The organism is Pedobacter panaciterrae, from assembly GCF_013204795.1.
GTDB classification, from domain to species: domain Bacteria; phylum Bacteroidota; class Bacteroidia; order Sphingobacteriales; family Sphingobacteriaceae; genus Pedobacter; species Pedobacter panaciterrae.
The window spans coordinates 22,412-47,693 of sequence record NZ_JABMKW010000004.1 but is presented as its reverse complement, the minus strand read 5'-3'; the positions used below and the strand labels follow the sequence as shown (position 1 = coordinate 47,693).

The window sequence follows — 25,282 nt, the reverse complement described above, 5'->3', positions numbered from 1 at the left end:
AAATCTCTAAGACGATTCCAGTCTACAATAATTGCATTTTTTACCCTTATAACTTTAGACTTTTTAAAGCCTTATGCCTAAAGACACCTCGATACGCTCAGTACTAATTATCGGATCAGGACCAATTATTATTGGTCAAGCTTGTGAATTTGACTATTCAGGATCGCAAGCCGCCCTATCTTTGAAAGAAGAAGGGATTGAAGTTTCGATCATCAACTCCAATCCTGCAACCATTATGACCGATAAAGTAATCGGTGATCATGTTTACCTATGGCCATTGACAGTAGATTCTATTGAGCAGATCTTACAAGAACGTAAAATAGATGCTGTACTGCCTACCATGGGTGGTCAAACGGCTTTGAATCTTTGTATTGAGGCCTCTGAACGTGGAATTTGGGAGAAATATGGCGTGCGGGTGATTGGTGTTGATGTTGCTGCAATCGAAAAAACGGAAAACCGTGAAGCCTTCCGCCAGTTAATGGTTGATATAGGCGTAGGGGTTGCAACTTCAAAAATTGCCAACTCTTTCTTAGAAGGTAAAGAAGCTGCTCAGGAGATTGGTTATCCTTTGGTAATTCGCCCTTCTTATACCCTAGGTGGTTTTGGTGGTGGTTTTGTACACAAGAAAGAAGAATTTGACCAGGCTTTAAAACGCGGACTTGAGGCTTCTCCAACACATGAGGTATTGGTAGAACAAGCTGTTTTAGGCTGGAAAGAATACGAATTGGAGTTGTTGAGGGACAGTAATGACAATGTAATCATCATCTGTTCTATTGAAAATTTCGATCCAATGGGTATTCACACAGGCGATTCGATCACTGTGGCACCTGCCATGACATTGTCTGATCGTTGCTACCAGGATATGCGTAATCAGGCGATCAAAATGATGCGCGCGATCGGAAACTTCGCAGGTGGTTGTAATGTACAGTTCTCTGTAAATCCGGATAACGACGAGATCATTGCAATCGAGATTAACCCAAGGGTTTCGCGTTCATCGGCATTGGCCAGTAAGGCTACAGGTTATCCGATTGCTAAAATAGCTGCTAAACTTGCTATAGGTTATAACCTGGATGAGCTGGAAAACCAAATTACAAAAACTACATCTGCATATTTCGAACCAACACTTGATTATGTGATTGTGAAAGTTCCCCGTTGGAACTTCGATAAATTCAAAGGAGCGAACATGGAGTTGGGCTTGCAGATGAAATCTGTAGGTGAAGTAATGGCCATCGGACGTACTTTTATTGAAGCGGTACAAAAAGCTTGTCAGAGTTTGGAAATTGGCAGAGCTGGTTTAGGTGCTGACGGTAAACATAGCCGCAGTATTGAAGAGATTATGCATGGTCTTGAGCATCCAAGCTGGAATCGTTTGTTCCTGATTAAAGATGCCATGAGTATGGGTGTACCATTAGAGTCAATCCGTAAAGTTACACGTATTGATAAATGGTTCTTGTCACAAATACATGAATTGGTTCAGCTGGAAACAGAATTGAAACGTTATTCGCTAAATAATATTCCTAAAGATTTCTTCTTTACTTTAAAGCAGAAAGGTTTCTCTGATATTCAGATTGCTTATCTGCTAGGAAATGTAACTGAAGACGAAGTTTATGAGCGCAGGAAGTCATTAGGCATCAAACGTGTTTATAAAATGGTGGATACTTGTGCTGCTGAGTTTGCTGCACAAACACCTTATTACTACTCTACTTTTGAAGAAGAGAATGAATCCCTTCGTTCAGATAAAAAGAAAGTAATTGTATTGGGATCTGGTCCTAACCGTATTGGTCAGGGTATAGAATTCGATTACTCTTGTGTGCATGGTTTGCTCGCCGCGAAAGAGAGTGGCTTTGAAGCAATCATGATCAATTGTAACCCTGAGACGGTGTCTACAGACTTTAATATGGCGGATAAGCTATACTTTGAGCCGGTATTCTGGGAGCATGTACGTGAAATCATCGAGTTGGAGGATCCAGTAGGTGTTATTGTTCAATTGGGTGGTCAGACAGCCTTAAAAATGGCTGAGAAGCTCCAGGAAAACGGCATAAAGATCATTGGCACTTCTTATAACGATATGGATGTTGCTGAAGACAGGGGACGTTTCTCTGACTTGCTCAAAGAATTAGACATTCCGTATCCAAAATATGGTGTTGCAGAAAATGCTGAAGAAGCAATAGTTGTAGCAAATGAAGTGGGGTATCCGGTATTGGTTAGACCAAGTTATGTATTGGGTGGACAGGGGATGAGCATCGTGATCAACGATGAAGATCTTGAAAAGGCCGTTGTTAAATTATTAGGTGACCTTCCGGGTAACCGCGTACTGATTGACCACTTCCTGGACAGAGCGGAAGAAACCGAATCGGATTCGATCAGTGATGGCGAAGATGTTCATATTGTTGGATTGATGGAGCATATCGAGCCGGCTGGTATTCACTCTGGAGACTCTAGTGCTGTATTGCCACCTTTCAGTTTGTCTGAAAAGGTAATGAACGACATGGAGACTTACTCTAAAAAGATTGCGAGAGCCTTAAATGTAATCGGTTTGTTAAACATTCAGTTTGCAGTTAAAGACGAAAAAGTATATGTAATTGAAGCCAATCCAAGAGCGTCGAGAACTGTTCCTTTCATTGCTAAGGCTTATGATGTTCCTTACATCAACATTGCCGCTAAAGTGATGCTAGGTGTGAATAAACTGAAAGATTTTACCATCGAGCGTAAATTGGAAGGTTATGCGATTAAAGAGCCTGTTTTCTCTTTCTACAAATTCCCTGAGGTAACTAAAGAATTGGGGCCGGAAATGAAGTCGACAGGGGAGTCCATCAGATTTATCAAAGACACTGAAGATCCTTACTTCAGACAGCTTGTTAAAGAAAAATCAATGTATTTATCTAAATAATATAAAGTCCCGAAAGGGACTTTTTTTATTAACTCCTTTTTTATTCTTTCCCCCAAATTCTAGTGTTAAGATCCAGTTCGCTAATAATTGCATACATAAAGCGAACGATGCTTAGGTCTTCATCTAATGATTTGGTGGTAAGCAGGCTTTTAAATACCGGAGGTTCAAAGTAATCCTTTTCTAAAGGGAAAGCTATGTAAACGTAAGAACCAATAAAAGATACAGAGATTGTAGCAGCGCTTTTGTCGTTTAGCTCGCATAATCTTTCCATCATTGCAGGAGTAAGAATATATCTGGCTTCTACCTGATCAGTTGAATAGGTAACAAAGGCCTTGTTAAATTCAATATTTTCCAGCTTTACAAGCTGTTTACTTGATGAGGAGAAGATCGGCATTTTATCGGATATCCAGGCGCCCAGCGCGCTTCCCATATCCTTTGGCTTAACTACTGTTAGGCCATTAAAATGTTTGTTGAAATCGGCACAAAATACGATTCCCTTTAAGATGGTGTGCCAATGCTCTTGTCGTCCGTTTTTTGTTTGTGTCTCGGTTTTGTATTCTGCATGAACTTCAGAAAAAGAAAACCTTGTTTTTCCTGCATTGCCATAAATTTGATCCTGACTCCTATATCTATCCGGGCGTTGAGTGAATAGCTGAGAATTAATGAAATCGCTTTCCAGTAACCCATACTTATATTCGATCTCTAAACTTGGATCTATGGACTTTAATACCGTAGCTACCACTCTTTGCTTAAATTCATGCCTATAGTCATTAAACTTTTGGCTGGAATTACTGAAAAGAACAATAGAAGTAATTATGGATGCGCCGCCACTTATGGCTCCCGCAATCATGAGGCTCCCAAGTAAAACGCCGATTGCTATAAGTATTACTCCACCTGCAAGAAACAGGTAGGCCTTTGTTTTTATATCGGAAACCTTTTTTCTCTGTATTTCGAGTTCATTAAGTATGATTTGTAAAGAGGCCCCTGTTGCAGTTTCTTCTGCCATTAGTTATTAAAAAGATCTTTTGCACTTATATTTTTTCGTTCTTCCTCTGTGTTTGCCAGTACAGCAATTGGCTGATAGTTCATCATTCCGGCAAAAATGCTTCCCGGGAACATCATAATTGCATTGTTGTAATCGGTAACTGAGGAATTGTAAGCTCTTCTTGCGGCTGCAATTTGTTCTTCGCTCTCTGTCCAGGTGCTTTGTAGGTTCAGGAAATTCTGGTTTGCTTTCAGATCCGGATAATTCTCTACGTTTACCATTAAGCCTTTAACGCTTGAGCCAAGTTGCTTATCCAGGTCTAATCTTTCCTCGTTACTTAAGTTTGGGCTCGCGGCTTTGGCACGCAATTCTACCACTTTGGTTAACAGATCTCCTTCATACTGCATATACTGTTTTACAGTCTCAATTAAGTTTGGAAGTAAATCAAATCGTTTTTTAAGCATGGCGTCAATTGCAGAAAAAGCATTGGCTACCTGGTTCTTTTTGCCGATCAGCGAATTGTATATGCCGATTCCAAAAATTAGTAGCACAGCGATGATAATAGCGGCAATAATCATTATGATAAGGGTTAAGAGGTTAATTAATATTTAAATATATTAAAATTTAACATGCTCAAGCTAAAATTATTTACGAAAAAAATGGAATAAATAACCCTGTCTCGGAGAAGACAGGGTTTAATCAATCAATATTAAAAAGGAGAACCTTTTTAATTATTCTAAAAGTACAATTCCTTTGGCTTAAAATGAAAAAATCCTCGCTATCTTACGATAACGAGGATAATCATCCCTATTGTTTATTACCATTCATAAATGACTGATAACATGTAGGTAATTGCAATTAGTAGGCCAATCTGTTATATGTCTTCTTTTTTAAGTGTAACTGCCTTATATATAGCGGTATGTGTGATTTTACTGAAAATGTGCCAAATTTTTTAGAGGGAAAGAATATCCCCAATGTGTAGAAACTAAATGGCAAATATACACGGTAGTTCCACGCTTGGTTAACCAAATAGCAATGAAAATACGTCTTCAATCTTCCTTACAGGGGTCAATTCAATTTTAAATCGATCAAGAATAAGACCCTTTAAATTATAGTTAGAAATAAAGATCCGTTCAAACCCAAGCTTCTCTGCCTCAAGGATGCGTTGTTCAATTCGGTTAACTGCTCTGATCTCTCCTGATAGACCAACTTCTGCTGCGAAACAGATTTTAGAAGATATAGCTATATCTTCATGCGAGGAGATTATTGCAACCATAATGGCCAGGTCAATTGCCGGATCTTCAACTTTAATTCCACCGGCTATGTTTAAGAAAACATCACGGGTACTTAATCTAAAACCACACCTTTTTTCGAGTACGGCAAGAAGCATGTTCATTCTTTTAGTATCAAAGCCATTTGCAGATCGCTGAGGAGTTCCATAGGCTGCGGCACTAACCAATGCCTGTGTTTCGATTAACATTGGTCTTGCGCCTTCTAAGGTGGCCGAAATTGCGATTCCGCTCATTTCTTCATCACGTTGTGATAACAGAATTTCGGAAGGATTGGAAACTTGCCGCAAACCCGTACTGTGCATTGCGTAAATTCCTAGTTCGGCAGCGGCCCCGAAACGATTCTTGATAGAGCGCAAAATTCTATATACATGATGCCTGTCGCCCTCAAACTGCAAAACGGTATCAACCATATGTTCCAGAATTTTTGGTCCGGCAATGGTGCCGTCTTTGGTAATATGGCCAATTAAAAATACAGGGGTGTCAGTTTCCTTTGCAAACCGGAGTAATTCTGCAGTGCACTCTCTTACCTGAGATACACTTCCAGGGGTTGAATCAATATTGGCCGAGTGAAGTGTTTGTATAGAATCAACAATGATAATATTTGGTTCAAGCGTTTCAATCTGTTTAAAAATATTTTGAGTAGAGGTTTCAGTTAGAATGTAGCAATCAGCTTTAGGTGTGGTAGTAATGCGCTCAGCCCTCATTTTAATTTGCTGTTCGCTTTCTTCTCCGGAAACATATAGAATCTTTTTGCCAGAAATATTTAAGGCCAGCTGCAGCATCAGGGTAGATTTACCGATTCCTGGTTCACCTCCAATCAGTATTACAGAGCCGGCAACTAAACCTCCACCCAAAACCCTGTCGAGCTCAAGATCACCTGTTAAAGTTCTTTCTTCGCTTATCGATTGGATGTCATCAACTTTGGATGGTTTATTTAAGCGTTGGGTGCCGGTGGATGTTTTCCAGGAAGGTACCTTAGTGCTTGTTTTCTCTATGATTTCTTCGACGAAGGTATTCCATTCATTGCATGAAGGACATCTCCCTAGCCATTTCGCTGATTCATACCCACAACTTTGGCAGAAATATGCTGATTTAGTTTTAGCCAATTGATTACAATTTAATTCTACTAATTTATGCTTAATTCTATTAAAACAAACAGGCCCGATCTCTAAGAAATCGGGCCTGTTTAGTTAATAAGTTAATTTTTACAATTTAATTTCTTCGTCTTTTGAAGAAAGAAAGTGAAACTCAGTCAAATTATAAGACGAGACTGATCTGATTTTAATTCGTTGTCCGAATTTAAAAAACCATTTCCACTGTAAAGAGATAAAGCCCTTTTTAATGAAAGCTTCAATATACGGGTGTACACAAAGCGTAATATTTTTTTCGTTTTGCTCCTGCAAAATATAGGTCAGGTTATTTTCAATGTCATCCATTAAAACAATACTGGCCTTAATTTCCCCCGTACCGTCACAGGTAGGGCATTTCTCACTGGTTACAATGTTCATTTCGGGCCTTACACGCTGACGTGTGATCTGAACAAGGCCAAACTTACTTGGCGGCAATATGGTGTGCTTAGCACGATCCAGTAACATCAGATCCTTAAGATAGTCGAACAACATTTTACGGTTAACAGGCTTGTGCATATCGATAAAATCGATTACTACAATACCACCCATATCCCTTAAACGAAGTTGGCGGGCAATCTCCTTGGCGGCTTCTTTATTCACCTGCAAGGCATTGTCTTCCTGATTCTCTTTGCTGGCTGTTCTGTTTCCGCTGTTTACATCAATAACATGAAGCGCTTCAGTATGTTCAACAACAAGGTAGGCTCCTCCAGCTAAGTTTACTGTTTTACCAAAAGAGTTCTTGATTTGTTTCTCAATGCCGAAATGCTCAAAAATAGGTTCTTTATGTTTGTACAGTTTCACGATCTTTTCCATTTCCGGAGAGATTTCGTGAACATAGGAACGAATATCTTCAAACAGGCTATTGTCGCTTACATAAACATTTGTAAAGTCAGTGCTTAAAATATCACGGATCAATGTTGATGTCCGATCCATTTCTCCCCAAACGCGTTTAGAAGGTTCTGCATCAGGAAGCTTTTTAATAAAGCTTTCCCATTTAGCTACAGAATCCAAAAGGTCTTTTTGAAGTTCTGCAACTCCTTTTCCTTCAGAAACGGTTCTGATAATTACTCCAAAATTTTTAGGTTTAATACTTTCAATAATCTTTTTTAAACGATTACGTTCGGTATTGCTTTTAATCTTTTTGGAAATAGAGATTACATTAGAGAAAGGAACTAATACAATATATCTGCCGGCTATTGAAAGGTCTGAACTTAAACGAGGACCTTTAGTTGAAATTGGCTCTTTTGCTATCTGAACAGGTAAAACAAGATTCTTGCTTACTACTTCCGATATTTTGCCTGCTTTGTTAATGTCTCCCTCTAGCTTGAAATTATCCAGTAAAGTGCCATTAACAGAGCCGTTACGCTTGATTTTAGTTAGCTTAATTAAAGATTGGACTTGAGGACCAAGATCAAAATAATGCAGAAATGCATCTTTTTCATAACCAACATCTACGAACGCAGCATTTAGACCCGGCATGATTTTTTTGATGCGGCCTAAATAAATGTCGCCAACGGCGTAATTGTTGTTGATCTGTTCTTTATGAAGTTCTACAAGTTGTTTGTCTTCAACTAAAGCTATGGTTACTCCCAGTGGAGAGGAATCTATAATTAATTCTTTTACCAAAAGCTACAGATTTTAAGGCATTAAATGCCTTATTAACACATGGACAAATAAAAAAAACATTGCAACGAAAAATAAGGCTAAGATCTTGTCGTAGCCTTATTTTCTATGCAAAACAATAAGAAAAATTATTTTTTCTTATGTCTGTTTTTTCTTAAACGTTTTTTGCGTTTGTGGGTAGCCATTTTATGTCTTTTTCTTTTTTTACCGCTTGGCATAATCTTGAATTTTAAATATTTTTTTTAATCTGTTTATTAATTTTTACTCTTTAGCTCCAATACTTTATCATCAATGAATTTAGATAATTTGGGATTGGCGGCTAGCTTTTTACTCTTAAGATAAGCATCAATAGCATCTGCATTTTTACCAAGGCTTTCGTAAGCTGTGGCTAAATAGAAGTACGCATCGGGAGTAGGCTTAATGGCGATAATGTTGTTAAATCTGGTTATGGCTTTATCAAACTGGCCAGATTTAATTGCGAATGTACCTAAACTCATATTCGCTTTCAAATTCTTTGGGTCTTTTTTTACCACATCCATCAATAACGCAATACCTTTCATTGGCATTCCCATTCCATTAACAATGGTAATTCCCAGGCCTGTCTTAGCATCAGCACTTGTTGAGTCAATACTTACGGCATTAGTATAAGCAGCATTTGCTCTTTGTAATAATGCAGGTTGTAATATACTGTCTCTTGAGTTGTCAAATGCCTTTAAAAAACGGTCTCCGGTAATTAACCAGCTGGCTAATGTTTTCTCTTGATTGGCTATAATCTCAAGGTATAAAGCGCTTGGTGCACTTTGATCAACATCATCCCACTTTTGAGCAAGCACTTTAGCGGCCGTAACCTTATCGGTAGAAGCTTTATATGTGCTCTCAAGTGAAGTAATTTCAGCGGCAAAGTTTGGACTGATCAGGGTTTTACCAGAAGCCGAAACTTCTTCCAAACTAATTGGCTGAGGGGTTTCCGATGTCATCTGCCCTGCGGCTGGAACATTCGTTGTCTGCTCTTTTGGCTTAACTAAACCTTTAATATCCCTTGTAAACAAAAAAGCTCCAAGCAATACTATTGCTCCAATTATGATAATTTGTCTTGAACGGATATTGTTTAGCATAAGTTGATTAAGCTTCTACGCTTACTTTTTTAGAGTTGTTTTTTACTTTGTCAACAAACACTTTTGCCGGTTTGAAACTTGGTACAAAATGCTCTGGGATAATAATTGCAGTGTTTTTAGAAATATTTCTCGCAGTTTTTTGCGCTCTCTTTTTTACAACAAAACTACCAAAACCTCTAACATATACATTCTCTCCTCCGATCATACTGTTCTTGATCACTTTGAAAAATGCCTCAACGGTTTCTTGTACATCTACCTTTTCAATTCCTGTTTTTGTTGATATTTCTGAAATAATATCTGCCTTAGTCATATTCTATTATTTATTTATAGTGTATTATATACTTTATAAGTGTTTTGGGGTTGCAAAAGTATTGCTTTTTAATGAGATAGGAAAATAAAAGATGATTTATTTGTTTCATATTGTATCAGAGAATTGCAAGTTTTGCCGAAAACAAATTAATAACGCCGTATTTTTGCGTCTATGGCTTTTCAAACAGAAATAGTAAAATGGTATTTAAATCATAAAAGAGACTTACCATGGCGGGGTACAACGGATGCTTATGTGATCTGGCTTTCAGAAATTATATTGCAACAAACCAGGGTAGAACAAGGATTGCCTTATTTTAATAGATTTTTAGAAAATTACCCAACAGTTACTGCGTTTGCTGCAGCTACAGAAACACAGATACTTAAGCTATGGCAGGGGTTGGGTTATTATTCAAGAGGAAGAAACATGCTTTATACTGCCAAGCAGATCCAGGAAGTTTATGATGGGAAATTCCCTACAAAGTATGATGACCTAATTCGCTTGAAAGGAATAGGGGATTATACCGCTGCAGCCATTTCATCGTTTTCTTCGAATGAGATGAAAGCAGTTCTGGATGGCAACGTGTTTAGAGTATTGTCGAGATATTTTGGAATTGAAACCCCAATAAACAGTCCTGCCGGGAAAAAGCAATTCATAGAGTTGGCACAAAATCTAATAGCCGGACAAGAACCTTCTGTATACAACCAGGCCATTATGGAGTTTGGAGCGTTGCATTGCAAGCCTAAATCTCCTGCCTGCGAATCCTGCCCTGTTCAATCTGATTGTTTTGCCAGGAAAAATGATCTTGTAAATACGCTTCCTGTTAAAGAGAAAAAACTTAAAAAACGCACTCGTTATTTTAACTATCTGGTATGTTTTAATGGAGATGAAATCCTGGTAAACAAAAGGAATCCTGGAGACATCTGGCAGGAGCTGTATGATTTTCCTTTAATAGAAACTGACGACAATTACCTGGAAGCACAAGAACAATTCCTGACCATATTGAAGAATAATTTTGGCGACACCTGTACAATTACGCCATTAGAGCAGAAAAAACATTTATTGACCCACCAAACTATATATGTTCAATTTTTTGCTTTAGATAATTATATCATTAACTTTAATCAGAATGCAGAAATAAAATGGGTTTCATTAAGCGAGCTGGACGAATTGCCACAACCTAAAGTGATAACAAATTTTATAAGCTCTTATTCCGTAAATTAGATAAATCAGAATTCATGTCAGGTATTAACAAAGTTATTTTAGTAGGACATTTAGGAAAAGATCCTGAAGTCAGACATTTAGATGGAGGTGTAACCGTAGCAAGTTTCCCATTGGCAACATCAGAGACGTATAACAAAGATGGCAAAAGAATAGAGCAAACAGAGTGGCATAATATTGTTTTGTGGAGAGGTTTAGCAGAAGTAGCCTCAAAGTATTTGCAAAAGGGCAAACTGGTGTATATTGAAGGTAAGCTTCGTACCCGCTCTTTTGAAGACAAAGAGCGAGTAAAGAAGTATGTTACAGAAGTAGTTGCAGAGAATTTTACAATTCTGGGCAGAAAGAGTGATTTTGAACAAACCCCATCTACGGGCGAGAATAGTACGCCAAAAAGCGAAACGGATTACATTGATCCAAGCGACGCTTCAGGTGATTTGCCTTTCTAACTAAATATAAAGAACTAAATCTGTTACTCCACAGTAACAGATTTAGCCAGATTTCTCGGTTGGTCTACATTGCAGCCTCTTAATACTGCGATATGATAAGATAGCAATTGAAGCGGTATTGTGGCCAGTAATGGTAAGAATGCCTCACTGGCATCAGGTATCTCTATACAATAATCTACCATTTTTCTAACCTCAACATCTCCCTCGGTGACTATCGCCAAGACAATTCCTTTTCTGGCCTTCACTTCCTGGATATTGCTGATTACTTTCTCGTAAGATGAATTTTTAGTGGCGATAACAACTACTGGCATTTCCTCGTCTATAAGCGCTATGGGGCCGTGTTTCATCTCGGCAGCCGGATATCCCTCGGCATGGATGTAAGAGATCTCCTTGAGCTTTAAAGCTCCTTCCAGCGCTACAGGGAAACCACTTCCCCTGCCAAGGAATAGGCAATTTCTTGAATCCTTAAATTTCTCGGCAATTTCTTTTATAAGATCATTAGATTCAAGCGCCACTTGTATTTTATCTGGGATGCAATCTAACTCGGTAAGTAGTTCAACCAATTTTGAATTGGTAAGCGTACCTTTTTGCTGAGCCATATAAAAAGCCATTAAAGTAAGCACCGTAACCTGAGCAGTAAAGGCTTTGGTTGAAGCAACTCCAATTTCAGGTCCGGCATGTGTATAAACACCGGCATGTGTTAATCGTGGTATGGAGGCGCCCACAACGTTACATACACCAAAAATCGTCGCACCCCTCTCTTTGGCCATTTCAATTGCGGCCATTGTATCTGCTGTTTCTCCAGATTGAGAAATGGCAATCACGATGTCTTTTTCAGTAATTATTGGATTTCTGTATCTAAATTCTGATGCATATTCCACTTCTACAGGGATTCTTGCATATTCTTCAATCAAATACTCACCTACAAGACCAGCATGCCATGAAGTGCCACAGGCAACAATAATTATACGATCAATATTTTTTAGCTTGTCGGCATATTCTTTTATTCCGCCCAGTTGTACTTTACCTTCGTTTGGATAGATACGGCCTCTCATACAATCTCTGATTGAGCGCGACTGCTCAAAGATCTCTTTTAGCATGAAATGTTCATACCCACCTTTTTCGAGCATCTCAAGTTTTAACTCGAGCTCTTGAACATAAGGTGTTTGTACTACATTATCCAGGCGTTTTATCAATAACTCATCGCGTTTAATAAATGCAATTTCATTATCGTTCAGGTAGATCACATTTTTGGTGTACTCAACAATAGGCGTGGCATCCGAAGCAATAAAGTATTCTCCATCGCCAACTCCTATAACCATTGGACTTCCTTTTCTTGCAGCGATCAGTTGATCTGGATGCTCTTCGTCCATCAAAACAATTGCGTAAGCTCCACTAACCTCACGTAAGGCCAGTCGAACAGCTTCCAGCAGATCTATCTTTTCGTTTTTATAAATTTCTTCAATTAAGTGTACCAGAACTTCGGTATCGGTATCACTTTTAAAGTCGTGGCCCCTGGTTATTAGCTCTTCTTTGAGTGTAGCATAGTTCTCAATAATCCCGTTGTGAATTATAGTAAGCTTGCCATTGTTGGATGTATGGGGGTGCGAGTTTCTATCGGAAGGGGCTCCATGGGTAGCCCATCTGGTATGGCCAATTCCCGCTGTGCCAGATAAATTCTTACCTGCAGCAAAGTTCTCCAGTTCTGTAACCTTTCCTGCCTTTTTATAGATGTTTAATCCATCATCAGAAATAAGCGCAATACCAGCACTGTCGTATCCGCGGTATTCTAATCTTTTTAGTCCTTTAATAACTATTGGCCACGCTTCTCTGTGACCGATATAACCAACTATTCCACACATACATACTGGGTTTAAAAAATATATCCTCCGAAATTAATGATCTCGGAGGATATAAACACAATAGTGTATAAATAAATTTAGCTAGTCAATTCTGGTATAATAGATGTTTAACTTAATGCCTTTTTCGCCCGTAGCCGGGGTTGCAGTGTTTATGATTGACCTTGCACCGGAAGTTAAAGAAGGGAAAACATTGTACTCAGTAAGTGAGCTAGGTGCCAGGTAAGTACCATAATCGACAGTCTTGTTGTCAATCAGAGCTTGCAGGTAACTAGTTACTGTAAATATATATCTTTTGTTAACCGTGTCATAGAATCCACCAAATGCTGCTTCAGAGCCTGCATAGGTAGCGGGTGGTGTCGGATTGGCTTGTGTAGGGCCTTCGTTGTCAGGAATATTTGCTCTCTGACCGGCTATATCAAGTCTGTAAAGAGATAGCCGCTGAGCAGCATTCCATGGCGATACATCTGTTCCGCTTTTAAGATTAACAACCAATTCTGCCCTGTTAATTACTACACGTGCATCTGCATTTCCAGCCTTTACCTTGTCTACAAAAGCTTTTAGATCAGGGAAAGAAATTTTATTCCTTACGCCAGAAAGTGCTTGCAAATATGTAACGTCAAAAGATGCCGTTGGCGCATCTAATTGTGCTTTAACAGGTGTTCCGGTGTAATCATGCTTAACCGTTGCCGCAATAGGGCCTGAACTTGATGAAATAGGGAAATTAACGGCTACAGTATCTTTCTCTACAACACTTGTTCCTACCTGTTTTTTGTAATAAATTTGAAGATTAGCATCAGTTCCGCCAAAATTAATAAACATTACACCTCCAGGGCCACTTGATGAGGTCTTGTTAACACTTACCTGCAGACCTTTAAATACTGCTGAGAATTTAGTGTTTGTTGCTCTTAGTGCTGAATCTACATTTAAAATGTGTTCCTGAATAAATGAATTACTAAGCTTTATCCTTAATTGAGGAACAACAGCCTTAAGCGTATCAGGTTTTCCTGTTACGATATCAGTAATTTTAAAAGGTGTTTTTGGCTTTATCTTAGTGGTAAGAGAGCCTACCACCTCAGTTTCTACAGGCCATACTTTGTTGCTTAAAAAGACCTTTTGCAAAGAGAGGTCATCTTTAAGCTGGTGCACATTAAGGCTATAAACCGAAGTTGTTGTATCACCATAAAATTGAGTTGAGTAAGGCAAAACGAGTACTGCCGAATCTACAGTTGGTATTCCTCCAAAGCTATAACTAGTTGAAGGAAGGCTTACCGTCATAGAAAGGCTTGCTTCGGTAGTTCCAAAAGTAGCATCTCCGGTAATGTAACCCAAAGGATGTCTTGCCAATCCAATTGATGCAGTAGCTGAATCAAGAACAGTTTTGGAATCAACCAGAACGGTATTGTCTAAAATACCTTTAATAGGAGAGTCGCCATCAGGTGTAAGGCCGATAGTATTGGCATCTTTACAAGATGCAAAAAGAAAAAGACCTATCAACAGGGTCAATAAGTCTAGTTTTATAAATTTCATATTTTAGAATACCTGAGTTTAAGCTATTGAAACCAATTCTTCATCCGAAATTTCTTCATATAATGAGTAGAAGTTTTCGAAATTTTCGGTTAAATTAAAAGCTAAAGTTGGCTTATTAGAATCTTTAACAAATTTTAACACATCAGCATTGATGTTTTCATCAGCTAAAACTACTGCATCAGAATACGTTACTGCTCCAATATGCAAGGCACTACAATCTGCTTTTTCAAATACTTTAGTATCCTCAACAGTCATAGAGTTCATTACTGCTTTTTTGTACAGATCAGTATTCATTGTTTCAGAGAAACAGTCCTCATAAATTGAATACACCACTTTTGAATTTTTAAAAGTAGGATCGTTTTTGTAAGTAGTTTTAATGTACGCAGGTACTAAGGATGTCATCCAGCCATGGCAATGAACGATATCTGGCGACCAGCCTAATTTTTTAACAGTTTCAAGTGCACCTTTACAGAAGAAAATTGTTCTTTCATCGTTATCAGCGTAGAACTTGTCTTCCTTATCCCTAAAGACATACTTGCGTTGGAAATAATCTTCATTATCCAGAAAGTAAACTTGCATCCTTGCTGCCGGAATTGAGGCAACTTTAATGATTAACGGGTTATCATTGTCATCAATAATGATGTTCATGCCCGAAAGACGAATAACCTCGTGTAATCTGTTCCTTCTTTCATTAATGTTTCCAAACCTTGGCATTAAAATACGGATTTCAAATCCTTTATCCTGCATTGCCTGAGGTAACTGACGGGTAATTTCTGAAATCTTTGTGAGTTCAAGGAAAGGCGACATCTCGTGTGTAACAATCAGTAGCTTCGTTTTGGCCATCTCCATATTCGTAAATAAAAATTTATGTTAAAGAAAAGATTATCAAGGGGCAAAGGTAAGCAAAATAATAACATTTATCAATATAATACGCAAGATGTTTTGTTGGGAATAGATAAATAACCAACTTTGCCCCCTGAAATTTTATAAGCTGGTTTGGAAGTACTAAATACTATTGCGGCGTTAAAGTCGTTGCTTGGCCCAATTAAATTGGCCCAGCAGAAAATTGCTTTAGTGCCAACTATGGGTGCGCTGCACAAAGGTCATGTATCATTAATAAAGATGGCCCAAAAGCAGGCTGATATAGTGGTTTGCAGTATTTTTGTGAACCCTACCCAATTTACGGACCCTAAAGATTTAGAGAGATATCCGCGCCCGCTAGAGCATGATATGGCTATGCTTAAAGACGCCGGATGTGATGTGGTATTCATGCCTTCGGTAAAGGAGATGTATCCGACTGAAGAGAAATGGCATATTGATCTGGGCCCTGCCGAATTTCTTTTAGAGGGTGAATTTAGAAAAGGTCATTATCAAGGGGTTACCCAAATTGTAAAAAAACTGTTTGATGCTGTAAGCCCGGATGTCGCGTTTTTTGGACAAAAGGACTACCAGCAGGTGCTAATGATCCAAAACATGGTTGCCTACTTCAACCTTCCTGTTCAAATCATTTCTTGTCCGATTATAAGAGAAGACGATGGGCTTGCCATGAGTTCAAGAAATATACATCTTAGTGCTGCCGACAGAAAAAATGCGTTGGTATTAAGCAAGGCGCTTACCTACGTAAGTGATAATTTCAAGAATAAAAGCATTCCCGAGCTTTTAGAAAAGGCTAAACAGTTAATTGAAGAAACGCCCGGAGTTGAGCTCGACTATTTTACAATTGCCGATGGAAAAACATTACTTCCTGAGACAAACAAAAATGATCAGAATATTATAGCTCTTGTAGCTGCCAAAGTAGGGCAAACAAGGCTTATCGATAATATGATACTTAGCTGAAAAACGGGAAATCATTCATTCAGAAACTTTATCTAACTTTGCATTATGATTATCGAGATATTAAAATCGAAGATCCACCGTGTTAAAGTAACACAGGCAGAACTGAATTATGTTGGAAGTATTACCATTGATGAAGATCTAATGGATGCTGCCCAAATTATTGCAAACGAGAAAGTGCAGATCGTAAACAACAATAACGGTGAGCGTTTTGAAACCTATGTAATAAAAGGAGAAAGAGGAACAGGAACCATTTGTTTAAATGGAGCTACAGCCCGTAAAGTTCAGGTGGGTGATATTCTTATCATCATGTCTTACGGATCTTTACCAATAGAAGAAGCGAAAAAATATCACCCGATATTGGTTTTTCCTGATGATAATAACCATTTGCTAAAATAGGGTGTAATTACACTATAAAAAATAATACTATGCTACCATAGTAATTTGGTTGAGAAATACTAAATTTGGCTGTACGTATTTTTTTATTATATATAATTATGCTATTTCAACTAAGTGAAGAACAATTGATGATTCAGCAGGCGGCAAGGGATTTTGCACAAAATGAACTTAAGCCTGGAGTTATTGAAAGAGATGAACAACAGAAATTTCCGGCAGAACAAGTGAAAAAGCTTGGCGAGCTGGGGTTTTTAGGGATGATGGTTTCAGAAAAATACAACGGTAGCGGTATGGATGCAGTTTCATACGTGCTGGTAATGGAAGAACTGTCTAAAGTAGATGCATCGGCATCTGTAGTTGTTTCTGTAAATAATTCTTTGGTATGTTACGGTTTAGAAGCGTTCGGTTCTGAGGCACAAAAAGAAAAATATTTAAAGCCTTTGGCATCCGGCGAAAAGATCGGAGCCTTTTGTTTATCGGAGCCAGAAGCAGGTTCTGATGCAACATCGCAACAAACAACCGCAGAAGATAAAGGCGATTATTACCTGCTAAATGGCACCAAGAATTGGATTACCAATGGTAGTACGGCCTCAACATACCTCGTAATTGCGCAAACAAATAAGGCATTAAAACATAAAGGGATAAATGCATTTATAGTAGAAAAGGGTATGGAAGGTTTTACGGTTGGCCCAAAAGAAAACAAATTGGGCATCCGTGGTTCTGATACACATTCTCTAATGTTTAACGACGTTAAAGTGCCAAAAGAGAATAGAATTGGTGAAGATGGGTTTGGATTTAAGTTTGCCATGAAAACGCTGGAGGGAGGCCGAATTGGCATTGCAGCACAGGCGCTTGGCATTGCAGCCGGAGCATATGAGCTGGCGTTAAGCTACGCTAAACAACGTAAATCGTTTGGTAAGCCCATTGCAGAACATCAGGCAATAGCTTTTAAGCTTGCAGATATGGCCACCAGCATAGAAGCAGCAAGAATGTTGGTTTATAAAGCGGCATGGTTAAAAGATCAGGGGCAACCCTACACGCTTGCTGGCTCAATGGCTAAGCTGTATGCTTCAAAAGTAGCCATGGATGTAACGGTAGAGGCTGTTCAGATACACGGCGGTTATGGATTCGTAAAAGAGTATCATGTTGAGCGATTGATGCGTGACGCTAAGATCACCCAGATTTACGAAGGAACTTCTGAAATTCAAAAAATGGTAATCTCCAGAGAGATTATCCGTTAAATAATCGTAATCATTATCTTTGTTTTTATAAGCTTATTGAGTTTATAAAAATAAAGAAATATGCCCGAAATTCTCCTTTTATGCGTTATGTTAATCCCGCAAATTGTGGCTGGGATACTTGCGAAAAGTATGGGCAGGAAGTTTTGGTTCTGGTTTCTTATCTCCTTCCTTATTCCTATCATTTCATTAATAGTACTGTTGTTTTTAGAAGATAAAAGTGAGCAAAGCGGATATGAACTAGCCGACCACGTAAAAGAAAAAAATTAAAAAAAATATAAATCAATATTAAAGCATGAAAGAGTCAAACTCATTGAATCAGGTAGCCGAATTTCACAGAACATTTAAGCACCCTATAGAGAATTCGCCAATTATTCCATCAAAACAAAGAAGTGACTTAAGGGTTTCGTTGCTGGTTGAAGAGGTGAAGGAATTGCAACAAGCAATTGAAGACAATAACCTGGTTGAGGTGGCAGATGCTTTATGCGATATACAGTATGTTTTAGCCGGTGCTATTTTAGAATTCGGACTTGCAGATAAGTTTAAAGATCTCTTTGATGAAGTGCACCGTTCAAATATGAGCAAGGCATGTAAGTCTGAAGAAGAAGCTAACCAAACAATAGCCCATTATAAGGCTAAAGATGATAGTGATTCCTATTTTAAAAAGGAAGATTCGTTGTTTTTAGTGTACAGAACTAAAGATAACAAGACATTGAAATCTATAAATTACTCTCCTGCTGATCTTCAAAGCATTCTTTAGAGAATTTAAAAAGAGTGTCTAAAAAGGTTTGATCCTGAAATGAATTCAGGATGACGATCTTACCTTTTTGGACACTCTTTTTTTGAATTTAATCCTTGTCAGAACCTGCAATAGCTCCAAATATTGCTTTAATCAACGCAATTACTATAGCTAAAATTGCTGCTGCCCAAAATCCGGTAGTATTAAAACCAGCCATCAGGTAATCAACTAATAATATCATTAAAACAGTGATGATGAATGACATCAATCCTAATGTAAGGAAGTTGATTGGGAATGTGAAAAGGCGCAAAATAAAACCAATTGTGGCATTTGCCAGCGCAATTAATATGGCCGCAATAATTGCAGCTCCATAACCATCTACCTGTACCCCTGGTACAATTTTGGCCCCCAGAAATACTGCAAGACCCATTAATAAAATTTCCACAATTAGTTTCATAAAGCTTAATTTAGTGTTATGGTTAAAATTTTTGTTAGGATATTGATGGCATTTTGTGCCATTTCATCTGTTTGTTCGTGTACATCAACAAATAGTAAGCCACTTTTGATAGGTTTTTCGGCCGACAGTTCATCTATTGTGTTTGGTAATATAGACCAACCAGGGCTTTTGCAGCTTAAAAATGCACCAGTTGCCGACTCTGTTTTTTATGATGTGGTTTCGGTTTTGCAAACACCATCTGACAAAGATACAGCTATAAAAGAAATGCCCGTTAAGGGCCAAATAAGCCTTAATGGCGAGGAAGTGGTGTTTGTTCCTGAAGAGCCATTTGTTAAAGGCAGAGACTATTTAGTTATTACGTATTTGAATGCGCGCTTTGGCAATGCCGAAGATATTATGAAGGGCAAGGTGAATTACAGTATAAAACCTTTGCAGAAATTATTAACCAGATAATAACTTCCGTGAACAAGGTGTGAAGAAACGCTAATCCTGTGAAGAAGTTGAACAGAAGTAAAAAAGGGCTTTCTTTTACAAGCAGAAGTGATTGTGTTATAGCATTTTTAATTTGCAAAAATATTTCTTACATTTGCACGGTAATAGAGGTAAGAGGGGGCAAAAGTCCCCTCTTTTCTATTACTGGTGAATTGGTTATGCAGATAGAAAAAAGAGTAACAGAATTAGTAGAAGAAAAAATTTCGGACAGACCGGAGTTGTTTCTTGTTGAGGTGAAAATGCTGCCAAATAATAAACTGATTATTCATGTTGACGGCGATGAAGGAATCACCATACAGGATTGCGCAGCCATTAGCAGACATGTTGGTTTTCATTTGGAAGAGGAAAACACCATTGATAAAGCTTATAATTTAGAGGTTTCGTCTCCCGGAGTTGGTGAGCCATTGAAACTGAAAAGACAATACGATAAAAACATTGGCCGCGATTTAAGTGTAAAGCTTGCCGGTGGCGAAATAAAAGAAGGCAAATTGCTTTTTGTAGATGACAATGGCATCACTATAGAAGCAAAAGTGAAAGAAAAAGGAAAAAAGGCGGTACTGGTAGAAACAGGAATCGACTTTAATAGTATAACAGAAACAAAGGTTTTAATTTCATTTAAATAAGAATGAGCAATATTAATTTAATCGATTCATTTCAGGAGTTCAAGGACTTTAAGAACATCGACCGCCCTACAGTGATTAGTGTGCTGGAAGAGGTATTTCGCAGTATGTTGCGTAAAAAATATGGTACTGATGAGAATTGTGACGTAATTGTTAACCCGGATAACGGAGATTTAGAGATCTGGCGTACCAGAAAAGTGATGGAAGATGGCTTTTCTGAGGACGATGATTTAGAAATTGAACTTGCCGAGGTTAAACAGTTAGATCCGGATATGGAAGTTGGCGACGATTACATTGAACAGATCACTTTAGAGAGTTTCGGAAGAAGAGCTATTTTAGCAGCCCGTCAGACACTTGTTTCAAAAGTATTAGAACTTGAAAAAGACGAAATCTTTAAAAAATATAAAGACAGGGTTGGAGAGATTGTAACCGGAGAGGTTTATCAGGTTTGGAAAAAAGAAACACTGGTTCTTGATGATGAAGGCAACGAATTAATGATGCCTAAAACTGAACAGATCCCGGCTGATTATTTCAAAAAAGGTGATACCGTTCGTGCCGTAATCCTTAAAGTGGATATGGTGAACAGCACTCCAAAAATTATTATCTCGAGAATTGCCCCTGAGTTTTTACAGCGCTTATTCGAAATCGAAGTTCCTGAGATTTTTGATGGTTTAATTACCATTAAGAAAATTGTTCGTGAACCTGGAGAAAGAGCAAAAGTTGCTGTAGAATCTTACGACGATAGAATTGATCCGGTAGGAGCTTGTGTGGGTATGAAGGGTTCTCGTATACATGGTATTGTTAGAGAGCTTAAAAATGAAAACATTGATGTAATTAACTTTACCAATAACATTTCATTATATATCACCAGAGCACTAAGCCCTGCAAAAATCACCTCTATTAAATTAGATGATGAAACAAAACATGCTTCAGTTTATTTAAAACCTGATCAGGTTTCATTGGCAATTGGTCGCGGTGGTCATAACATTAAACTTGCTGGTAAATTAACCGGTTATGAAATAGATGTATATCGTGAAGCTGGTGAAGAAGATGAGGATGTGGATATAGAAGAATTCTCGGATGAGATCGATAGCTGGATCATCGATGAGCTAAAAGCTATCGGATGTGATACTGCTAAAAGTGTGTTAGCACTTTCCGTTGATGAATTGGTTAAACGTACCGATTTGGAGGAAGAAACCATCAAGGAAGTGATGAGTATTTTGAAATCAGAATTTGAATAATACAAAAACTCACGACCTACAGATGAAATAAATAAGAATAAACGTTACTTTTGTATAAGAATTAAAGAAAAAATAGGATATCAATGTCAGACGACAAACCAATAATTTTATTTAAAGCAGTTAAGGAACTTAACGTAGGGATAGCTACGGCCGTTGAGTTCCTGGAAAAGAAAGGCTTTTCTGTTGAGAATAAACCCACTACTAAGCTCTCTCGCGACATGTATAATGCGCTGTTAAAAGAGTTTCAGGGCGATAAAATCGTAAAAGAAGAAGCCAATCAAATTGTTATTGGTAAAATTCGTCGTGATGAACCTGAAGTAACTGAGAAAGTTGCTGAGGCACCTAGAAAAAATGTTGAATTCGAAAACGAAGGCGTTTTAATTAAGAATCTTCATTCGTATACTCCTCCAGCTGAGAAGCCTAAGGAAGAAGCTCCGGCTAAACCGGCAGCGCCAGAAACTCCTGCAGATAAAGCAGAAGAAGGCTCTTTACCTGGTGTTAAAATAGTTGGAAAGATAAATCTTGATGATTTAAATTCTAAAACACGTCCGGTTAAAGCGGAGGAAGCTCCTGCTCCGGCACCAGAGCCAAAAGCTCCTGTTGCTGAAGAAGCGCCTAAGGAAGTTGTAAAAGAAGAAAAACCTGTTGAGAAAGTTGAGCAGCCGGTTGAAGAGGTAAAACAAGAAATTGTAAAACCTGTAGAAGAAGTTAAGCCAGTAGTGGTTGAACAACCTAAAGCTGTAGAGCCACCTGTAGTGAAAGCTCCAGAGCCAGTGGCGCCTAAGGTGGTACCTGTTACTCCTCCTGCACCTAAGGTTGAGAAACCTGAGGAAACAGAAGTAATTAAAGCTCGCTCTGTAAAACTTTCAGGTCCGAATATCATTGGTAAAATTGTTTTACCAACTACACCTGATCGTAAATCTCAGCCAGTAGCATCTTCGGCCGATAGCGCTGATGCGAAAAGAAAACGTAAACGTAAAAAAACTCCGGGTGGACATCCTGGACAGGGCGGCCATGGCCAACCTGCCAGTGGTGGCGGTAACCAACAAGCTGGCGGACAGTCAGGACAACAAGGACAACCGGGTCAGCAAAGACCTGCGCCTCCAGTTGGCAACAGACCGGATTTTAGAAATAACACAAACAATACAGCCAACAGGCCTAACTTTAGGAACAGCAAACCAGGAGGCCCAGGAGGTCATAGCGGTCCGAAAGAAGAACCTACGGAAAAAGAAATACAAGATCAGATTAAAGCAACACTTGCTCGTTTAAGTGGAGCAGGTAAATCTGGTAAGTTTGCTCAGCGTGCTAAATTACGTCGTCAAAAACGTGATGATGTTGCCCTTTCAGCAGATGAAGCTGCAATGGAACAAGAGTTGCAGTCAAGAGTTTTAAAGGTTACTGAGTTTGTTACGGCAAATGAATTGGCCACAATGATGGATGAGCCGGTTACAAAGATTATCGCAACTTGTATGAGTTTGGGAATGTTTGTATCGATTAACCAACGTTTGGATGCTGAAACCTTAACAATCGTTGCTGATGAGTTTGGTTACGAAATTCAATTCGTTAAACCAGATGATGAAAGTGATATTGTTATTGAAGAAGAAGATTCTGAAGAGGATTTATTGCCAAGAGCGCCTGTTGTAACCATAATGGGACACGTGGATCATGGTAAAACATCACTACTAGATTATATCCGTAAAGCGAATGTGGTAGCTGGTGAGGCGGGTGGTATTACCCAACACATTGGTGCTTACATGGTAACTACACCAACAGGTAAACAAGTTACTTTCTTAGATACACCGGGTCACGAAGCCTTTACAGCGATGCGTGCACGTGGTGCTAAGGTAGCCGATATTGCAATTATTGTTGTAGCGGCGGATGATGCTGTGATGCCTCAAACAAAAGAGGCCATCAACCATGCGCAAGCTGCCGGAGTTCCATTAGTGTTTGCCTTTACAAAAATTGACAAACCGGGTGCAAACTCAGATAAGATACGTGAGCAATTATCTATAATGAATATTCTTGTTGAGGATTGGGGTGGAAACTTCCAGTCGCAAGAGATATCTGGTAAAAGCGGTTTAAATGTAGACTTACTATTAGAGAAAGTTTTATTAGAGGCTGAGTTGTTAGACTTAAAAGCGAATCCGAATAAGCGTGCAACAGGTAGTGTAATTGAGGCGACTCTGGACAAAGGGCGTGGTATCGTTACAACGGTTCTTGTACAGGCTGGTACATTGAAAATAGGCGATCCGATTTTGGCAGGTAGTTACAGTGGACGTGTAAAAGCGTTATTTAACGAACGTGGACAAAAAGTAGATAAAGCTGGCCCATCAGTACCAGTTCAGGTATTGGGTATGCAAGGTGCACCAACTGCAGGTGATAAATTCAATGCACTTGAAAGTGAAGTTGAAGCAAGAGAAATTGCAAACAAACGTTTACAATTGATGCGTGAACAGGGTCTTCGTACTCAGAAACACATTACTCTTGATGAGATTGGCCGTCGTTTAGCGATCGGTAACTTTAAAGAGCTTAACCTGATTGTTAAAGGTGATGTGGATGGTTCAATTGAAGCACTATCTGATTCATTACTGAAACTTTCTACTGAAGAGATTCAAATTAATATCATAAGTAAAGCGGTAGGTCAGATCTCTGAATCTGATGTGTTGTTAGCTTCTGCTTCTGATGCGATCATTATAGGTTTCCAGGTTCGTCCATCATCAGGTGCGCGTAAATTGGCAGAGGCTGAGCAGATAGATATCCGCTTGTATTCTATCATCTACGATGCGATCAATGAGATCAAAGCGGCGATGGAAGGTATGTTGGCTCCAGAATTTGAAGAGAAGATCACTGCTAACGTTGAGATCAGAGATACCTTTAAAATTACTAAGGTGGGTACAATTGCCGGATGTATGGTGTTAGACGGTACAATTACACGTAACAGCAAAATCCGTATCGTTAGAGATGGTGTGGTAATTTACACAGGTGAATTGGCTTCATTGAAACGTTATAAAGATGATGTTAAAGAGGTATCTAGAGGTTACGAATGCGGATTGAATATCCAAAACTTCAACAATATTGAAGTAGGCGACATTGTTGAAGCTTACGAACAAGTAGAAGTTAAAAGGAAATTGTAAAAAATAGATAATATATAAAAGGCGCTTTAAAATTTTTTAAAGCGCCTTTTTACGTTTTACATTAGCTTAAGTTGCTCGTTTATCTGAAAATTTTAATAATGTCATCAGAAACAGTTACTATTCTACTTGGATCTTTACTTTTAACAAAAGTACAAAGCTCGTCAATACTAGGATAATCATCTTTACCTATGAACAGGCGGGCATCATCGATAAGTATTCCATGGTAAATCGTTGCGGCCAAAATAATTTCCAGTTCATTCAAGATAGGCGTATTCTTATCCGCTTTAGCGGTTATTCCGGATGAGTAGTGCCCATCAAGCCAGAACAGTGCCGGTTCATCAATCTCATTTAAAAGGGTTTTTAGCATAACACCGCTGTCTCCCTGAATAATTTTAACATTGGGATAAGCTTTAAATCGCTCGACTGCCTTGATGTGCAGGTCTTTCCCAAGTTCTATGGAATACACCTTCTTGAAATGTTTTCTTTGCGATTCTACCATATCACCCAGGTATGTACCTGTTTCCACAAATATGTTGAAGTTGTTTGCCTCTCTGTATTTATGAATATTGTTCTGCTTAATGATGTGTAAGGTTGGCAGGTCCGTATCAAGATCTAAATAGTCGATAAATTGATCAAAACGGTTTCTATATTTTTTAAATAATAAAGATAACTTCCTGTCGTCTGAACTTTTAAATATTGTATCTTTAATTCGTTTTAACATTTTTTAATTTTGT

22 protein-coding genes are annotated in these 25,282 nt (G+C 38.5%); 11 read left to right on the top strand and 11 right to left on the bottom strand.

The window, feature by feature from the left end; all coding sequences use genetic code 11:
* Positions 1-73: 73 nt before the first annotated feature.
* Positions 74-2,890, top strand: a complete 2,817-nt coding sequence (gene carB, locus HQN86_RS01135) for a carbamoyl-phosphate synthase large subunit (protein WP_048907899.1) — start codon at positions 74-76, stop codon at positions 2,888-2,890.
* 40 nt (positions 2,891-2,930) lie between these two features.
* Here the strand turns inward: carB and HQN86_RS01130 are convergent, their stop codons facing one another.
* The 6 genes from HQN86_RS01130 to HQN86_RS01105 all read right to left on the bottom strand — a co-directional run bounded on the left by HQN86_RS01130 (position 2,931) and on the right by HQN86_RS01105 (position 9,345).
* On the bottom strand, positions 2,931-3,896 hold the full coding sequence (locus HQN86_RS01130; RefSeq protein ID WP_172659219.1) for a DUF3137 domain-containing protein: 966 nt from the start codon (positions 3,894-3,896) through the stop codon (positions 2,931-2,933).
* Positions 3,896-4,453, bottom strand: coding sequence for a LemA family protein (locus tag HQN86_RS01125; RefSeq protein ID WP_172659218.1), 558 nt, complete (start codon positions 4,451-4,453; stop codon positions 3,896-3,898). Before HQN86_RS01125 ends, HQN86_RS01130 begins: the two co-directional genes overlap by 1 nt.
* Positions 4,454-4,896: 443 nt before the next feature.
* Entirely contained in the window at positions 4,897-6,273 is a 1,377-nt protein-coding gene (radA, locus tag HQN86_RS01120) for a DNA repair protein RadA (RefSeq protein ID WP_172659217.1), read from the bottom strand.
* Between the two features lie 99 nt (positions 6,274-6,372).
* Positions 6,373-7,923, bottom strand: coding sequence for an Rne/Rng family ribonuclease (locus HQN86_RS01115; RefSeq protein ID WP_172659216.1), 1,551 nt, complete (start codon positions 7,921-7,923; stop codon positions 6,373-6,375).
* Between the two features lie 251 nt (positions 7,924-8,174).
* Complete coding sequence (locus HQN86_RS01110) at positions 8,175-9,035, bottom strand: tetratricopeptide repeat protein (protein ID WP_172659215.1); 861 nt, start codon at positions 9,033-9,035, stop codon at positions 8,175-8,177.
* 7 nt (positions 9,036-9,042) lie between these two features.
* Positions 9,043-9,345 carry an HU family DNA-binding protein gene (locus HQN86_RS01105; RefSeq protein WP_008240139.1) on the bottom strand — a complete coding sequence of 101 codons (303 nt, stop codon included), beginning with the start codon at positions 9,343-9,345 and terminating at the stop codon, positions 9,043-9,045.
* Positions 9,346-9,516: 171 nt separating this feature from the next.
* Here HQN86_RS01105 and mutY point away from each other — a divergent pair, with 171 nt between their 5' ends.
* Together mutY and HQN86_RS01095 are read left to right on the top strand one after the other, a co-directional pair.
* Complete coding sequence (gene mutY / locus HQN86_RS01100) at positions 9,517-10,566, top strand: A/G-specific adenine glycosylase (protein WP_172659214.1); 1,050 nt, start codon at positions 9,517-9,519, stop codon at positions 10,564-10,566.
* A 14-nt stretch (positions 10,567-10,580) separates the two neighbouring features.
* Complete coding sequence (locus HQN86_RS01095) at positions 10,581-11,009, top strand: single-stranded DNA-binding protein (RefSeq protein ID WP_048907892.1); 429 nt, start codon at positions 10,581-10,583, stop codon at positions 11,007-11,009.
* A 23-nt stretch (positions 11,010-11,032) separates the two neighbouring features.
* On the opposite strand, the gene glmS is transcribed toward HQN86_RS01095, so the two are convergent.
* The 3 genes from glmS to HQN86_RS01080 all read right to left on the bottom strand — a co-directional run bounded on the left by glmS (position 11,033) and on the right by HQN86_RS01080 (position 15,241).
* Positions 11,033-12,871, bottom strand: coding sequence for a glutamine--fructose-6-phosphate transaminase (isomerizing) (gene glmS, locus HQN86_RS01090; protein ID WP_172659213.1), 1,839 nt, complete (start codon positions 12,869-12,871; stop codon positions 11,033-11,035).
* Between the two features lie 81 nt (positions 12,872-12,952).
* A complete protein-coding gene (locus HQN86_RS01085) occupies positions 12,953-14,398 on the bottom strand; it encodes a DUF4270 domain-containing protein (protein ID WP_172659212.1) in 1,446 nt (481 codons plus the stop codon).
* Positions 14,399-14,416: 18 nt separating this feature from the next.
* A complete protein-coding gene (locus tag HQN86_RS01080; RefSeq protein WP_048907930.1) occupies positions 14,417-15,241 on the bottom strand; it encodes a glycogen/starch synthase in 825 nt (274 codons plus the stop codon).
* Between the two features lie 153 nt (positions 15,242-15,394).
* Between HQN86_RS01080 and panC the strand changes: the two genes are divergently transcribed.
* The 4 genes from panC to HQN86_RS01060 all read left to right on the top strand — a co-directional run bounded on the left by panC (position 15,395) and on the right by HQN86_RS01060 (position 18,625).
* Positions 15,395-16,234: a pantoate--beta-alanine ligase gene (gene panC / locus HQN86_RS01075; RefSeq protein ID WP_172659211.1), complete on the top strand. Its 840-nt coding sequence runs from the start codon at positions 15,395-15,397 to the stop codon at positions 16,232-16,234.
* 45 nt (positions 16,235-16,279) lie between these two features.
* Positions 16,280-16,630 (top strand): aspartate 1-decarboxylase, encoded by a 351-nt coding sequence (gene panD, locus HQN86_RS01070; RefSeq protein ID WP_172659210.1) that lies wholly within the window; start codon positions 16,280-16,282, stop codon positions 16,628-16,630.
* Positions 16,631-16,728: 98 nt separating this feature from the next.
* Positions 16,729-17,868, top strand: a complete 1,140-nt coding sequence (locus HQN86_RS01065) for an acyl-CoA dehydrogenase (RefSeq protein ID WP_172659209.1) — start codon at positions 16,729-16,731, stop codon at positions 17,866-17,868.
* 292 nt (positions 17,869-18,160) lie between these two features.
* Positions 18,161-18,625: a nucleoside triphosphate pyrophosphohydrolase family protein gene (locus HQN86_RS01060; protein ID WP_172659208.1), complete on the top strand. Its 465-nt coding sequence runs from the start codon at positions 18,161-18,163 to the stop codon at positions 18,623-18,625.
* A gap of 88 nt (positions 18,626-18,713) precedes the next feature.
* On the opposite strand, the gene HQN86_RS01055 is transcribed toward HQN86_RS01060, so the two are convergent.
* Positions 18,714-19,061, bottom strand: coding sequence for a phage holin family protein (locus HQN86_RS01055; protein ID WP_172659207.1), 348 nt, complete (start codon positions 19,059-19,061; stop codon positions 18,714-18,716).
* An 18-nt stretch (positions 19,062-19,079) separates the two neighbouring features.
* Between HQN86_RS01055 and HQN86_RS01050 the strand changes: the two genes are divergently transcribed.
* From HQN86_RS01050 to infB, 4 genes are all read left to right on the top strand, one after another.
* The gene (locus tag HQN86_RS01050) at positions 19,080-19,514 is read left to right on the top strand and encodes a hypothetical protein (protein ID WP_172659206.1); all 435 of its coding nucleotides are present in this window, start codon (positions 19,080-19,082) and stop codon (positions 19,512-19,514) included.
* Positions 19,515-19,711: 197 nt separating this feature from the next.
* The gene (gene rimP / locus HQN86_RS01045) at positions 19,712-20,176 is read left to right on the top strand and encodes a ribosome assembly cofactor RimP (RefSeq protein WP_048907882.1); all 465 of its coding nucleotides are present in this window, start codon (positions 19,712-19,714) and stop codon (positions 20,174-20,176) included.
* A gap of 2 nt (positions 20,177-20,178) precedes the next feature.
* Positions 20,179-21,414, top strand: coding sequence for a transcription termination factor NusA (gene nusA, locus HQN86_RS01040; protein ID WP_048907881.1), 1,236 nt, complete (start codon positions 20,179-20,181; stop codon positions 21,412-21,414).
* 83 nt (positions 21,415-21,497) lie between these two features.
* Positions 21,498-24,548 (top strand): translation initiation factor IF-2, encoded by a 3,051-nt coding sequence (infB, locus tag HQN86_RS01035; protein WP_172659205.1) that lies wholly within the window; start codon positions 21,498-21,500, stop codon positions 24,546-24,548.
* Between the two features lie 79 nt (positions 24,549-24,627).
* Here infB and HQN86_RS01030 read toward each other — a convergent pair whose 3' ends face one another.
* Positions 24,628-25,269 carry a hypothetical protein gene (locus HQN86_RS01030; protein WP_172659204.1) on the bottom strand — a complete coding sequence of 214 codons (642 nt, stop codon included), beginning with the start codon at positions 25,267-25,269 and terminating at the stop codon, positions 24,628-24,630.
* Between the last annotated feature and the right edge of the window lie 13 nt (positions 25,270-25,282).